The following is a 14,504-nucleotide window of genomic DNA, read 5'->3' as shown; positions in this document are numbered from 1 at the left end:
ACGGTGGCATAGTATTAATAACCAATCAAGGAAAAGTGTTTAAACTACTCTTTAAATAATCCTAAGTGTGCTTTAGCATAAGCTTCAAAATCAGTACAACCGCCAATCGGTTTTTCATCAATAAAGATTTGAGGTACTGTTTCAACAGGTTTGCCAACACTTTTTGATAAATCTTCTTTAGTGATACCTTCTTCATTGATATCGACATAACGATAAGAAAAATCATCTCGCTCTTGAGACAGTTTTTCAGCTAATTCTTTTGCCCGTACACAATAAGGACAGCCTGAACGTCCAAAAATTACAGTAAACATTGGTCACCTCGGTTATATGTTATTTAATAATAGTTACTATACTTAACTTTTCTAGAAAAAAAAGCACTAAATCATATTTAATTTTATAGTTTAAACCTATTAATAATTTATTATTAGCTGTTAAAATTAATGAATACGTCTGATTTTAAATTAATTATTTCTAACAACGGTTAATTATTAAAAAACGTGTTTACCTAGTTTTAAACTAATATTGTTTATAAAGATAAGTTTCGTTGTTATTATGCTAAATATGGTTTTGTTAATGGCGTTTTTTTATGTCATGTAATTGATCATTTTATTATGGCAAATAAAAATTTTGTTATGTTTTTTATTTAAAGTCTGGTTATAATTTAACTAATCTTAATATATAAAAGTTGATATGTTAAAAAAACTATTGTTTTTATTATTGTTTAATTCATTCACTGTTTTTGCTGCTAACCAAGAGTGTGCAGTAAAACCCAGCTATGACATTGTAATAAGTAAACAGAATGTCCATATTTTTAATGATAAAAATGATTTATTGATTTCACCAACAGGAAAGATTATTTTCAATAATCAGTCGGTTTCGCCTTCTCCTCAATTGAAGCAAAATGCATTAAAATTTCAGCGTGCTTTACGTCAACAACTTCCAGAATTAGAACAACAAGCATTGAACTTGTTAGATGAAGTTAATACAACCTTCAAAAAAGCCATTATTACAAAATTGGATGATGATAGCGGATTACATGAACAACTCAAAAAATTATATAAACGATTAGTAAACTTATTACACCAATCGATTATCACTGAAAATAATGAAACCCATTTTTATTATAAAAATTTTAATAATTTAAAAAAAGATGGTGAACAGATTGGGCAACGAATTTTTTATAATATTGTCGGTAATAGTATTTTGCATTTTCGCCTGTTCAAAAATTATGGGGGAATTAAACAAATATCGAAAAATGAGTGGAAAACTCAAAAACCAAAATTAAAAGCTTTTGATAGTAAAATTTGTTCGGTAATTACAAATGTTGATACACAATATAAACAGATATTATCTGAACTTAGTCAAGCAAACGATAAGTGAATAGACATTAATAACAACTTTTGCGAAAATAAAGACTTTAGTGTTTAAAATAAGTAAGTATAGAAGCTCATGACTGCACATATAATTAATGGTAAAGCGTTAGCACAACAAATACGAAACGAAATTGCTAATAAGGTAAAAGTTCGGGTTGAAAATGGGTTATCTATTCCTGGGCTTGCTGTTATTCAAGTCGGTTCAGATCCTGCATCAAAAATATACGTAAACAATAAGCAAAAAGCTTGTGATGATGTTGGTTTTGCTTCATTTGCTTATGATTTTCCTACATCAACAACTGAAGCATTATTAGCATTGATAGATGAATTAAATCAGCGATCTGATGTGCATGGTATTTTGGTGCAACTTCCTCTCCCTGAAAATATTGATAAAACTAAAGTGCTTGAACGAATCGATCCGAATAAAGATGTTGATGGTTTTCATCCGTATAATATTGGTCATTTGTTACAGCGTGATCCACTTTTACGTCCATGTACACCCTATGGTGTGGTTAAAATGCTTGAATCGACCGGTATCAATTTATCTGGATTAAATGCCACTGTGGTTGGTGCTTCAAGTATTGTTGGTCGTCCCATGGCGTTAGAACTGCTTTTATTGGGTTGCACAACGACAATTACACATAGTAGAACGGTCGATTTAGCAAAGCATGTTAGTAATGCTGATATTGTTATCGCTGGGGTCGGAATTGCCAATTATGTGAAAAGCGAATGGATTAAACCCGGCGCTATTGTTATTGATGTCGGTATTAATCGTTTACCTGACGGTAAGCTTGTTGGCGATGTAGAATTTGATACTGCCGTAAAACGCGCGGGTTGGATAACACCTGTTCCCGGTGGTGTAGGGCCAATGACGGTCGCTATGTTAATGAGCAATACACTTCAAGCTTGTGAAAAATTAAGTAATTGAGTTCAATTAATCGAAACTCATTTAAGGTTTATTTGTTAGATTTACATTAAATAAAAATGAAAATAAGGAACATTTATGATCGTATTTCACACTACATATGGTGATATAAAAATTAATACTTTTGATGATAAAGCACCGGAAACGGTTAAAAACTTTGTCGAGTATTGTAAAGAGGGGTTTTATAATAACACTATTTTTCATCGTGTTATTAATAATTTTATGATTCAAGGTGGTGGTTTTGAACCGGGTATGAAACAAAAAAAGACGAAAGCACCGATTCAAAATGAAGCCGCAAATGGATTAAAAAACAATCGTGGTACATTGGCGATGGCACGTACATCAGATCCGCATTCAGCTACAGCACAATTTTTTATCAACGTGGTTGATAATGATTATTTAAATTATCGTTCAGCAGATGTTAACGGTTTTGGCTATTGTGTCTTTGCCGAAGTGGTTGATGGACTTGATGTCGTTGATAAGATCAAAGCGGTTAAAACGGGACGTAATGGTATGCATTCCGATGTTCCAGTCGAAGACGTGATTATTACGAGTGTCACGGTTGAATAATCCTGTCCGTTATTTTATCGCTGATATCCATTTATCAGATAGTGAGCCTGTGGCTGATTCATTTAATATTAGCGCAGGCTTTTTCTCGTTTCTTGACACATTACCTAAATACAGTGAACTTTACATTTTAGGTGATTTATTTGATTATTGGGTGGGTGATGATGTTAATTCTAAATTACAAAATCAAGTTGCAGATGCATTAAAATTACTCTCTCAACGTCATATTAAAAAATATTTTGTTCATGGTAATCGTGATTTTTTATTAGGTAAAAGATTTGCTGAAACTTGTGATATGATCTTATTACCAGATATAAATTGCTTACCAAATCAAAACGGAAAAATTCTATTTTTACATGGCGATTTGCTCTGTACAGATGATCTTCAATATCAAAAGTTTCGTAAAGTTATGCATAACCGATGGTTGCAAAAACTTTTCTTAATGATGCCATTATTCATCCGTTTGAAAATTGCTGCAAAATTAAGACAACAAAGTCGTGAACGTAATCAAGTTAAATCAGCGTATATTATGGATGTTAATCAGCAAACGGTTGACAGTATGATGAAACATTATCATGCAGATATTATGGTGCATGGTCATACACATAAACCTGCTGTTCATGATTTTTTAGTGGACAATAAACCTGTAAAAAGGCTTGTACTGGGTGCATGGCATGATGGTATTTCGTATATTAAACAAGAAAAAGATAGTGCTCAAGTAACTCTTTATAACCACTCTTGTAAATAAGCGCTTTGTAAAATAGAATCGGTTTTTCCATAATCTAATAATTTTCCTTGTTCCAAAATAACCACATCGTGAGCGATACGTTTGACTTCGTTTATGTTATGAGTGACATAAATTATTGGAATGTTTAGTTCATTAACCAATTTTTCGATGTAGCTTAACATCTCTTTTTTACGCGGCATATCTAACGCTGATAAAGGCTCATCCATTAATAATAGTTTAGGATGAGTTAATAGTGCTCGACCAATAGCGACTCGTTGCTTTTCACCGCCTGACAACATGGCTGGATAGCGTGATAATAAGGGGCGAATATTGAGTACATCGACGATTTCATCAAATCGTGACATTGTGATTTTTTTTGCACCATAGGTTAAATTTTTTATGACTCGGTAGTGGGGGAAGAGCAAAGGATCTTGAAATACGGTACCAATATCTCTTTTTTCAGGCAAAACAAAAATTTTTAGTTCTTCATCATATAAGGTTGTGCCATTAAGTTGGATAAAACCATGGTCGGGTTTAATTAAACCATTAATCAAATTAATTAGTGTCGATTTACCCGCACCCGATACCCCTAATACGGCAGTCACACCTTGACAAGGAATTTGAAGTTTAAATTCAAATAAAAAACGGGGAAGTTGTTTTTTTACATCAAGTTTTAACATCATTTATCAGCCTGCTATCTTTTTTTTATGCCAGCGGTTTAATATTTCAGATAAGAATAACGCCACTAGCGATAAGATAATGGAGATAATGCAAAGTCGAAAAGCGGCGAATTCACCATTTGGTATTTGCAATAAAGTATACATGGCTAAAGGCAATGTACGGGTTTCACCCTGTATATTTGAAACAAAGGTAATCGTTGCACCAAATTCACCTAAACAGCGAGCAAAACCAAGAATTATGCCCATTAAAATACCAGGAAAGGCTAATGGTAATGTTATGGTTATAAACACTCGTAACGGTTTTGCACCTAACGTGCGAGCAACTTGTTCAAGGCGGTAGTCAATCGATTCTATCGCCAAGCGAATTGAACGTACCATTAAGGGAAAAGCAACCACGGCTGAAGCTAACGCGGCACCTTGCCAATTAAAACTAAAACTAATATCTAAATAACGATAAAGCCATTTACCGATTATTCCCTGTTTGCCCATGGTCAACAGTAACAAATATCCCAACACTACAGGAGGCAAAACTAAAGGAAGATGAACAAAACTATCCAAACAAGATTTTCCCCAAAATTGGCATCGAGCCAAAATCCATGCGGTGAAAATACCGATGGGTAAACTGCAAGCAATGGCTACGCCTGCAATTTTTAAACTTAGCAATAAGGTTTGCCATTCAAAGTCTGTCAGTAGCATAGTGATAATGTGTTATTGCGTGATAAATCCATATTTTTCAAAAATTATTTTAGCATTGGGTGATTGCAAATATTGATAGAAATCTTGTGCTTCAGGTTTCAATAAAGCGATCGGGTACTCAATCGAGGTAAATGTATTGGCAGGAAACGTCCCTACTATTTTCACTTTATTACTTACTTTAGCATCTGTGCTGTAGACAATCCCAAGTACGGCTTCGTTTCGTTCAACTAACATTAAAGCATCACGAACATTACTTGCCGGTGCAAACTGAGAGGATAATTGATCATATACCCCTAAATTTGTTAATGACTCTTTAGCATAAAGTCCTGCTGGCACATGATCGGGATCGCCAATAGAGAGTTTTTCATTTTTAGGCAAAATAGCATTCCAATTCGTTGTAGAATTAATCTCAACTTTATCAATCGAAGACTGTTTTGGTGCAATAAGTACTAAAGCATTTTTGAGTAAGTTATCTTTATGGTTAACAAGATGATGATCAATCAAGTAAGTCATCCATTTCTGATCGGCAGACATAAAAATATCAGCCGGTGCACCTTGTTCAATCTGTTTGGCTAACACGGATGATGAGGCAAATGAAAACACAATCTCAACATTTTTATGATCGGTTTGATATTCATTTGCAATATCTTGCATAACGTTCGTCAGTGAAGCCGCAGCAAAAACAGTTATCTTCTCAATGGCTGAAACAGAAACGCTAAATAGAGTGGTTGCTGTCAACAGTGTTACGGCTAACAATGTTTTTATGTATTTGTTCATCCTCTTCCTCGCTCGATATAGGTTGTTTTAATATGACCTATCATATTGGTTTAACTAAACTTGTCATAACAGATAGCTAATCGTTATATAAAATATTATATAGCGATGCTACCAAAATTCGTTTATAAAGTACAATTAAACTTTTTGATATTTAGGATTGATTCGACAATCGAAAGCGTGTTTAACAGTCTAGCAAAATTGTTGAGTCATTTTATTGCTAATCAATCAATTAGTAAGATCGATTCATTTTTTGGTGGATGGCTAAAAAGCGTTTACAATAACAGAAATCTTTTGGTGACGGGTCGCTTTGAAATAAGCGCAATAATGGCTAACATCATGTTTTCTACTGAAATTTTACTGACATTAAATCTGAATCAACACCGGTTTGTCGATCCTCGTCGAATAGCCTTACTTAAAGCGATTGAGCAAACAGGCTCATTAAGTCAGGCTGCAAAACAAGTCGGCATGAGTTACAAAACTGCATGGGATGCTATTAATGAAATGAATGCGTTAGCCCCGACTCCTTTTTTTATTACCTCAATTGGTGGCAAGAAGGGCGGTGGAACAAAGCTTAGTCCTTATGCAGTAAGATTTATTCAGCTTTATGAATTGCTAACGCAATTACAGCAAAATGCTTTTAATATATTGAGTGATGATAAAGTTCCACTCGATGATATTTTAAAAACGACAGCAAAGTTATCTTTGCAGACCAGTGCACGTAATCAGTTATATGGTAGTATTAAGCAATTAGAGATCAATGAGGTCGCTGGCTATATCACCGTTCTATTAAGCGATAATCAAACTGAATTGAAAGTTAATATTACCCAATCAAGCGTGCAACGATTAAAATTGAGTCCAAATAAAACTGTTATGTTACTCATTAAAGCCCCTGCCATTGAATTTAATCATCTCAATGAAAACTGTTTATCGGCAAAAGTGCTGCAAATTAAAAGCGATAAACATTGGAGTGAAATTGAATTATTATTGCCCTCTGGGCTTGCCATTTATGCGACCAAATTAACCCAAGAAATAGAAAAATTGGCAATAACTAAAGACAAGAAGATTATGCTGTCTATTGATCCACAGCACATTATTATCGCCACCTTAATATAATATTGAATAAATGGAGGTATCCATGTTACGAATTGAAAATGCGGTTTATAAGATTAGTGATTATCGTGTATTTGATATTGAATCTTTGACGCTCAACTCAGGCAGTAGTTTAGCGTGTATTGGTCGTAACGGCAGCGGTAAATCGGTTTTTGTGAAAGCTATCGCTGGAGAGTTACCCCTATTATCTGGTATAATCGTTAACCAATTTAAATCCATTGCCCATATCTCGTTTGAGCAACTGCAAAAATTGATTGATGACGAATGGAAGCGAAATAATACAGATATGTTAAGTGAAGGTGAGCACGATACCGGATTAACGACTTCGCAAATTATTCAACAAGCCCATGCAAATGAATCTTTGTGTCAGCAATTAGCGCAACAATTTGGTATTAGCGAACTTTTAAGCCGTCGATTTAAATATCTGTCAACTGGTGAAACTCGCAAAGCATTGATTTGTCGAACGTTAATGGTAAAACCCGATTTATTGATTTTAGATGAACCCTTTGACGGATTAGATGTGCAATCACGTGAAAACCTATCTCAAATCCTTGAGGGGTTAGTCAAACAAGGAATTACTATCATATTGGTTTTAAATCGATTTAATGATATTCCCCCATTCATTGAAAATATTGGACTATTAGCCGATTGTCAACTCTTGAAAATGGGCAAAAAAGATACAATATTAAAGGATGAAACAATCCAGCAGCTGGTTAATTTGGAAAATCTGCCTGAGATGTCATTACCAGAAGCAGATGAATCACCTATTGAACTTGCCGATCACTTAGATCGTATCATTTTAAATAACGGCTATGTTTATTATGACGATAAAGCGGTGATTAATGGATTAACTTGGCAAGTTAAAGCGCATCAAAATTGGCAAATTATCGGGCCTAATGGTGCCGGTAAATCGACACTATTAAGTTTAATCACAGGCGATCATCCTCAAGGTTATAGCAATGATTTGACACTTTTTGGGCGTAAACGTGGCTCTGGTGAAACCATTTGGGATATAAAACGTCATATAGGCTATGTCAGCAGTAGCTTCCATTTAGACTATCGAGTGAGTACCAGCGTTAAAAATGTCCTTTTGTCCGGTTATTTTGATTCTGTTGGGGTTTATCAAACAGCGAGTGATAAACAAAATAAGCTAGCGGATAAATGGCTACAACTACTTGGTTTATATTCTCAGGCTAATAAACCGTTTCAATCGCTTTCTTGGGGGCAACAGCGCTTAGTTTTGATTGCCAGAGCATTGGTTAAACATCCTACATTATTAATATTGGATGAACCCTTACAAGGATTAGATTATTTAAATCGAGAATTAGTCAAACGTTGGATAGATTGCTTAATTGTTGATGGGCATACACAATTGTTATTTGTGTCTCATCATGCTGAAGATGCCCCTAAATGCATCACTCATCGATTAACTTTTGTACCTACAACTGATGTTAACTATCAATATAAGATTGAAGAGATTAATTAGTTTGTTAGTTTTTTGCTATTAAAAACTATTTAAAAATAGAAAAAAACAATTAAATAAAGGCGATTTAATCCCTAAATTTTTTGTTGAAATTTGAAAAAATTTTAAAAAGACTATACTTATGGAGTTATCCCCCAACCCTGTGGATAACTCTGTGAGTAGTTTATTCAAAACAGTAAAAAACTCAGTTTCTATAAGGTTTTGTATTGAACTGTTTAGATTGTAAGCGCAATGGAATGAAATTAATAATATCAATAAGTTATCATAAATCAAGTTGTCATTAGTAAGCGGCGATTAATTGAATTTATGTTAACTGAACAAAAAATATAACATTTTAAAAGGTCAAGCCCTTTTGGGGATAATTTTTATTAATAGGTAAAATTTTAGGTTACGACGTAATGAAAAAATTCAAATTGTGTTCCGATTTTAAACCTGCCGGCGACCAGCCAGAAGCGATTAAAAGGATTAATCAAAATCTTGATGACGGAATAGCACATCAAACATTATTAGGCGTGACTGGCTCAGGTAAAACGTTTACGATGGCAAATGTCATTGCTAAACATAATCGCCCAACGATTATTTTAGCGCCAAATAAAACACTTGCTGCACAGTTATATGGCGAGATGAAAGCTTTTTTTCCTGAAAATGCTGTTGAGTACTTTGTTTCTTACTATGATTATTACCAGCCAGAATCTTATGTACCTTCAACCGATACATTTATTGAAAAAGATGCATCGATTAATGAACATATCGAACAAATGCGACTTTCGGCAACAAAATCTTTATTGGAACGTCGTGATGTCGTCATAGTCGCTTCGGTATCAGCGATTTATGGCTTAGGTGCGCCAGAAACTTACATGTCAATGATTTTGCATTTAACTAAAGGTACGATTACCGATCAGCGCTCGATATTAACCCGTTTGGCTGAATTACAATATACGCGTAATGACCTTGGATTTAGTCGTGGTACTTTCCGAGTTCGTGGTGATGTCATCGATATTTTTCCGGCTGATTCGGATGAACTTGCGGTAAGGGTAGAACTATTTGATGATGAAGTCGATCGAATTACATTATTCGACCCATTGACAGGTAATAGCGTTAATGAGGTATCACGTATAACTATCTATCCAAAAACCCACTATGTTACACCAAGAAACATTATGGAAAATGCGATTGCTCAAATTAAGCTCGAACTTAAAGAGCGTCAGAAAGTACTACTTGATAATCAACGACTGTTAGAAGAACAACGTTTAACGCAACGTACGTTATTTGATATTGAGATGATGACCGAATTAGGCTACTGCTCGGGTATCGAAAACTATTCACGGTTTTTATCACAGCGCAAACCGGGCGATCCGCCGGCAACGTTATTTGATTATCTACCGGCTGACGGATTATTGTTTATTGATGAATCCCATGTTGCTATTCCCCAACTAGGTGCAATGTATAATGGCGACCGTTCACGTAAACTTAATTTGGTTGAATATGGTTTTCGTTTGCCGTCAGCGTTGGACAACCGTCCATTGAAATTTTCTGAATTTGAAAATATTATGCCGCAAACAATTTATGTATCGGCAACACCGGCAAAATATGAAATCGAAAAATCGGGTGGCGAAATCATCGAACAAGTGGTTAGACCAACAGGCTTGCTAGATCCTATTATTGAAATAAGACCGGTGGCAACGCAAGTTGATGACTTGCTTTCGGAAATTAAAATCCGCATGCAAAATGAAGAGCGGGTATTAGTTACCACCTTAACCAAAAAAATGGCAGAAAATCTAACCGATTATTTATCGGAGCATAATGTGAAAGTGAAGTATTTGCATTCTGATATTAATACGGTTGAACGCATGGAGATTATTCGGGATTTACGGTTAGGCAAGGTAGATGTGCTTGTTGGAATTAACTTATTACGTGAGGGATTAGATATTCCTGAAGTCTCGCTTATTGCGATTTTAGATGCTGACCGAGAGGGCTTTTTACGTTCTGAAAGTTCTTTAATTCAGACAGTAGGACGTGCCGCGCGTAATGTAAATGGTAAAGCGATTTTGTATGCTGATAAAATTACGCCAGCAATGCAAAAAACCATTGATGAAACCGCTCGACGTCGAAAAAAACAGGAAGATTTTAATACTGCACATGGCATTACACCAAAATCAGTACGTAAAGAGATTAAAGATATTTTAGAAGCAGGATTAAGCACTAAAAAATCAACGGCGAAAGTCCAAGCTTTTGAACCGGGTAAACCGTATCATTATGTCTCTGTCAAAGAGGTTCAAGCCAGAGTGAAAGAGCTAGAAGCAATGATGTATGAAGCAGCACAAAATCTTGAATTTGAAAAAGCAGGTGTGTTGCGTGATGAAATAAAAAAATTACGTGCAGATTTTATTAAGGTTTCTTAATTAATCATCTTATAAGGAATAAATGATGGCAATAACACGAATTGATCCAGCAGAACGTTGGTCTGAAGCGGTAATACACAATGATGTAATTTATTATACCAGTGTACCGACTAACTTAATCGACGATGCTTATGCACAAACTAAAAGTGCACTGGCTGAAATAGATAATATGTTAGCCAGAGCAAATAGTGATAAAACACAGCTTTTAGATGTTACCATTTTTCTTGCCAACAAAAGTGATTTTATCGCAATGAATAAAGCATGGGATGAATGGGTAGCAAAAGGCAGTGCGCCCGTTCGTTGTACGGTACATTGTGCGCTGATGGTAGAAGCGTATCTGGTTGAAATAAAAGTTATTGCTGCGGTGAAAGCGTAAATTAAAATTGATGCACATGCTACCTTTGTTATGTAGGCAATGGTAGCATGGTGTATATCCTTAACGATCCTTTTTATCCCCATTCATAAAATTTTAGTGTATACTTTATCTACTTAATCTTTTAAATATTCATACAATTTTCTATGCGTATTCAACCTAAAATTGCTATTGTTATGGGCTCCAAAAGTGATTGGGCAACGATGCAACATGCTGCAGACGTGCTCGATATACTCAGTCTTCCTTATCATGTTGAAGTCGTATCTGCTCATCGTACTCCAGATAAACTGTTTCAATTTGCTCAGGACGCTAAGCAAAAGGGCATTGATGTGATTATTGCTGGTGCTGGCGGTGCAGCTCACTTACCGGGTATGTTAGCGGCTAAAACGCTTGTCCCTGTACTGGGTGTACCTGTTCAAACCGCAGCTTTAAGTGGGGTAGATAGTCTTTATTCAATTGTGCAAATGCCTAAAGGCATTCCTGTTGGTACGCTAGCGATTGGTAAAGCTGGGGCAGCAAATGCCGCTTTACTTGCGGCGCAAATTCTTTCCTTGCATGATGCCGATATTTTCCAACGATTATCCCTTTGGCGATTAAGTCAAACGGATGATGTCCTTAATCATCCCGATCCGCGAGTTGAAGATTAACATGACAATGAAAACGGTATGTGTACTTGGAAACGGGCAATTAGGACGAATGTTAAGACAAGCTGGTGAGCCTTTAGGGATAAAAGTCTATCCTGTTGGCATAGATGTTGAACCCGATTCAATTCCTTATCAACAGTCGGTGATTACTGCTGAAATTGAACGTTGGCCTGATACGCCTTTTACCAAGCTTTTAGCTAACCATCCTCAATTTGTTAATCGCCATGTATTCCCTATTATTGCCGATCGTTTAACGCAAAAACAGTTACTCGATGGACTTGGTCTACCAACAGCGAAATGGCATTCACTTGAACATCAACAACAGTGGACAAATCTGTTTGCACAGTTAGGACAACGTTTGATTGTTAAACGTCGAACAGGCGGATATGACGGTCGTGGTCAATGGCGGATTACCGATCAGAACAATGTCAATATACCGGATGAAATCTATGGTCATGCGATCGTTGAGCAAACCATTAAATTTGAGAAAGAAGTTTCACTAATTGGGGCTCGTAATGCTAATGGGAACAAGGTTTTTTATCCGTTGACTAACAATTTACATCAAGACGGCATTTTAAAAATGAGTGTTGTCTTACCCGATGAATACAAAACATTACAGTCAAAAGCTGAGCAAATGCTATCGGCCATAATGGATAAACTAAATTATGTGGGTGTCATGGCGATGGAGTGTTTTGTGATGGGTAATGATTTGCTCATTAACGAACTGGCGCCTCGTGTGCATAATAGTGGACATTGGACACAAAATGGTGCTTCAATTAGTCAGTTTGAACTGCATTTAAGGGCTTTATTAGGATTGCCACTACCTAAGCCAGATGTCTTTACCCCTTCAATTATGGTGAATTTAATCGGTACAGAACTCAATAAAAAATGGTTATCGATTGATTTAGTGCATCTGCATTGGTACGAAAAGGAAGTCCGAGTTGGGCGTAAAGTAGGGCATATCAATTTAACACATGATAATCCAGATAAATTAAAGCAATCTTTAGCTAGTTTGATATCGTTATTACCAGTGGAATATCAATCGGCTATTGAATGGGTGAAACAGAAATTATAATAATATGAATACAAGGGATTGAGTATGATCGACTTCAATAAAAAAATTAACTATCAACGTAGCGCAAGCAAAACCCGAGAAAAGATAACCAATCTCTACTCAATAATTCGTTGTTTCGAAAGCGATCGAGGAAGGATCCTTAACTCTGCTGCGATTCGCCGTTTACAGCAAAAAACACAAGTTTTTCCATTAGAGCGTAATTCAGTTGTCAGAACACGATTAACCCACTCCATGGAAGTACAACAGGTAGGGCGTTATATTGTTAAAGAGATCATTCATCGTCTTAGCAACGCCGGAAAACTGGAACAATTGGGATTAGAACAAGTTATTATGCCGATTGAAAGTTTGGTTGAAATGGCTTGTTTAATGCATGATATTGGTAATCCTCCTTTCGGACACTTTGGTGAAAAAGCAATTAACCAATGGTTTGGCTCACGATTAAAAATTCATGCATCATCTTATTATCCTGTGCTTGAAATACAAAAAACGGATAATACTGAGCTTCAGGAGTTGAAAAGTAAAATCCGTCAAGACTTATGCAATTTTGAAGGTAATGCACAAGCCATACGATTAGTTCATACCATTTTGCGATTAAATCTTACTTATTCGCAAATTGCATCAATATTAAAATATTCCAAACCTGCCTATTGGTTGCGTGAAGTTCCTGTTAAATTCTCCTATTTGATGAAAAAGCCGGGTTATTACTTATCTGAAGAGCCTTTTATCAAAGAGTTATCTGAACAACTTGATATTAAACCTTTTCACCGTTATCCACTCACTTATATTATGGAAGCAGCAGATGATATTTCTTACTGTATTGCCGATCTTGAAGATGCGGTAGAAAAAAAATTATTTTCTGTACAACAACTTTATGAATATTTAAAGGACGCTTGGGGGCCAACCAAACCTGGTGATCTTTTTGATAAAGTTGTCGAGCGTTCATATGAAAATCTAAGACAAAATCAATTTAATGCGATAGCTATTGGGCAATTTTTCATGTATTTACGTGTTAACACTATCACAAAACTCGTCCCTCATGCTGCTGAGCGCTTTATTGAAAATATCGAGGAGATATACCATGGTTCATTTAATAATGCGCTGTTGGAAGGTCACGGGGCTGAATATAAATTATTAAATATCTTTAAAACGGTTGGAGTTAAATATGTTTTTAATCATGAATCTGTTGAAAATATTGAATTACAAGGTCACCGAATTATCAGTGGATTGTTAGATATCTATAGTCCTTTACTCGATATGCCAACCCATGATTTTTTAAAATTAGTAAAAGACGATAATCACAAAGAATACCCGATTGAAACACGACTTTATCATAAACTTTCCGCTAAACATCGGGATGCTTATCAACAAGCTATTAAGAATAAAGATGAAACGAAAGAGACTTTTCAAAGTTGGGAGTTCTATTATCGTTGTCGTTTGTTGCAAGATTATATTAGTGGCATGACTGATCACTTTGCTTTTGATGAATACCGCAAGTTAATGGTGACCTTCTAATTAAATTAATGAATAGATTAAAAGGCACTACAAAAACGCAATAGCACCAGATTAGTGCATCAAACGCTATCGAGTTAAATTTTCTTGATAACCCAATAGAGCTTATCAGCTCAATCATTTGTTATACAATTCATGTTTTATACCTGCATGATAACGCTTC

At 35.5% G+C, this 14,504-nt stretch carries 15 protein-coding genes; 11 read left to right on the top strand and 4 right to left on the bottom strand.

The genetic code is table 11. The features are described from left to right. Positions 1 to 44: 44 nt before the first annotated feature. Positions 45 to 311, bottom strand: coding sequence for a GrxA family glutaredoxin (locus ACGH6R_RS02995; RefSeq protein WP_220216757.1), 267 nt, complete (start codon positions 309 to 311; stop codon positions 45 to 47). Positions 312 to 690: 379 nt separating this feature from the next. Here ACGH6R_RS02995 and ACGH6R_RS02990 point away from each other — a divergent pair, with 379 nt between their 5' ends. From ACGH6R_RS02990 to ACGH6R_RS02975, 4 genes are all read left to right on the top strand, one after another. Next, a complete protein-coding gene (locus ACGH6R_RS02990) occupies positions 691 to 1,380 on the top strand; it encodes a DUF2884 family protein (RefSeq protein WP_267361175.1) in 690 nt (229 codons plus the stop codon). A gap of 69 nt (positions 1,381 to 1,449) precedes the next feature. Beyond that, positions 1,450 to 2,301, top strand: coding sequence for a bifunctional methylenetetrahydrofolate dehydrogenase/methenyltetrahydrofolate cyclohydrolase FolD (folD, locus tag ACGH6R_RS02985; protein WP_411598865.1), 852 nt, complete (start codon positions 1,450 to 1,452; stop codon positions 2,299 to 2,301). 75 nt (positions 2,302 to 2,376) lie between these two features. Next, a complete protein-coding gene (gene ppiB / locus ACGH6R_RS02980) occupies positions 2,377 to 2,868 on the top strand; it encodes a peptidylprolyl isomerase B (RefSeq protein WP_065559211.1) in 492 nt (163 codons plus the stop codon). After that, positions 2,852 to 3,613: a UDP-2,3-diacylglucosamine diphosphatase gene (locus ACGH6R_RS02975; protein ID WP_411598864.1), complete on the top strand. Its 762-nt coding sequence runs from the start codon at positions 2,852 to 2,854 to the stop codon at positions 3,611 to 3,613. The genes ppiB and ACGH6R_RS02975 overlap by 17 nt, the downstream gene beginning before the upstream one ends. On the opposite strand, the gene modC is transcribed toward ACGH6R_RS02975, so the two are convergent. The 3 genes from modC to modA are packed head-to-tail and all read right to left on the bottom strand — an operon-like array spanning position 3,592 to position 5,745. Continuing rightward, positions 3,592 to 4,275, bottom strand: a complete 684-nt coding sequence (modC, locus tag ACGH6R_RS02970; RefSeq protein ID WP_411598863.1) for a molybdenum ABC transporter ATP-binding protein — start codon at positions 4,273 to 4,275, stop codon at positions 3,592 to 3,594. The two genes, ACGH6R_RS02975 and modC, sit on opposite strands and share 22 nt — an antisense overlap. Positions 4,276 to 4,278: 3 nt before the next feature. Continuing rightward, positions 4,279 to 4,968, bottom strand: coding sequence for a molybdate ABC transporter permease subunit (modB, locus tag ACGH6R_RS02965; protein ID WP_267351309.1), 690 nt, complete (start codon positions 4,966 to 4,968; stop codon positions 4,279 to 4,281). A 12-nt stretch (positions 4,969 to 4,980) separates the two neighbouring features. Then, entirely contained in the window at positions 4,981 to 5,745 is a 765-nt protein-coding gene (modA, locus tag ACGH6R_RS02960) for a molybdate ABC transporter substrate-binding protein (protein ID WP_411598862.1), read from the bottom strand. Between the two features lie 336 nt (positions 5,746 to 6,081). Between modA and ACGH6R_RS02955 the strand changes: the two genes are divergently transcribed. The 7 genes from ACGH6R_RS02955 to dgt all read left to right on the top strand — a co-directional run bounded on the left by ACGH6R_RS02955 (position 6,082) and on the right by dgt (position 14,344). Continuing rightward, entirely contained in the window at positions 6,082 to 6,858 is a 777-nt protein-coding gene (locus tag ACGH6R_RS02955; RefSeq protein ID WP_411598861.1) for a TOBE domain-containing protein, read from the top strand. A gap of 10 nt (positions 6,859 to 6,868) precedes the next feature. Further along, complete coding sequence (gene modF / locus ACGH6R_RS02950) at positions 6,869 to 8,341, top strand: molybdate ABC transporter ATP-binding protein ModF (protein ID WP_411598860.1); 1,473 nt, start codon at positions 6,869 to 6,871, stop codon at positions 8,339 to 8,341. A gap of 395 nt (positions 8,342 to 8,736) precedes the next feature. Further along, positions 8,737 to 10,740: an excinuclease ABC subunit UvrB gene (gene uvrB / locus ACGH6R_RS02945; protein ID WP_220216767.1), complete on the top strand. Its 2,004-nt coding sequence runs from the start codon at positions 8,737 to 8,739 to the stop codon at positions 10,738 to 10,740. A 25-nt stretch (positions 10,741 to 10,765) separates the two neighbouring features. Beyond that, positions 10,766 to 11,116 (top strand): RidA family protein, encoded by a 351-nt coding sequence (locus ACGH6R_RS02940; RefSeq protein WP_267351316.1) that lies wholly within the window; start codon positions 10,766 to 10,768, stop codon positions 11,114 to 11,116. Positions 11,117 to 11,259: 143 nt separating this feature from the next. Then, positions 11,260 to 11,760, top strand: coding sequence for a 5-(carboxyamino)imidazole ribonucleotide mutase (gene purE / locus ACGH6R_RS02935; RefSeq protein ID WP_267351318.1), 501 nt, complete (start codon positions 11,260 to 11,262; stop codon positions 11,758 to 11,760). 7 nt (positions 11,761 to 11,767) lie between these two features. Beyond that, entirely contained in the window at positions 11,768 to 12,832 is a 1,065-nt protein-coding gene (gene purK, locus ACGH6R_RS02930) for a 5-(carboxyamino)imidazole ribonucleotide synthase (RefSeq protein WP_411598964.1), read from the top strand. A gap of 18 nt (positions 12,833 to 12,850) precedes the next feature. Next, on the top strand, positions 12,851 to 14,344 hold the full coding sequence (dgt, locus tag ACGH6R_RS02925; protein ID WP_411598859.1) for a dGTPase: 1,494 nt from the start codon (positions 12,851 to 12,853) through the stop codon (positions 14,342 to 14,344). Positions 14,345 to 14,504: the final 160 nt, after the last annotated feature.

Source organism: Gilliamella sp. CG13 (assembly GCF_046635805.1).
Lineage (GTDB): Bacteria > Pseudomonadota > Gammaproteobacteria > Enterobacterales > Orbaceae > Gilliamella > Gilliamella apicola_I.
Note: the sequence above shows the minus strand (reverse complement) of the source record. Positions and strands in the feature narration are given on the sequence as shown.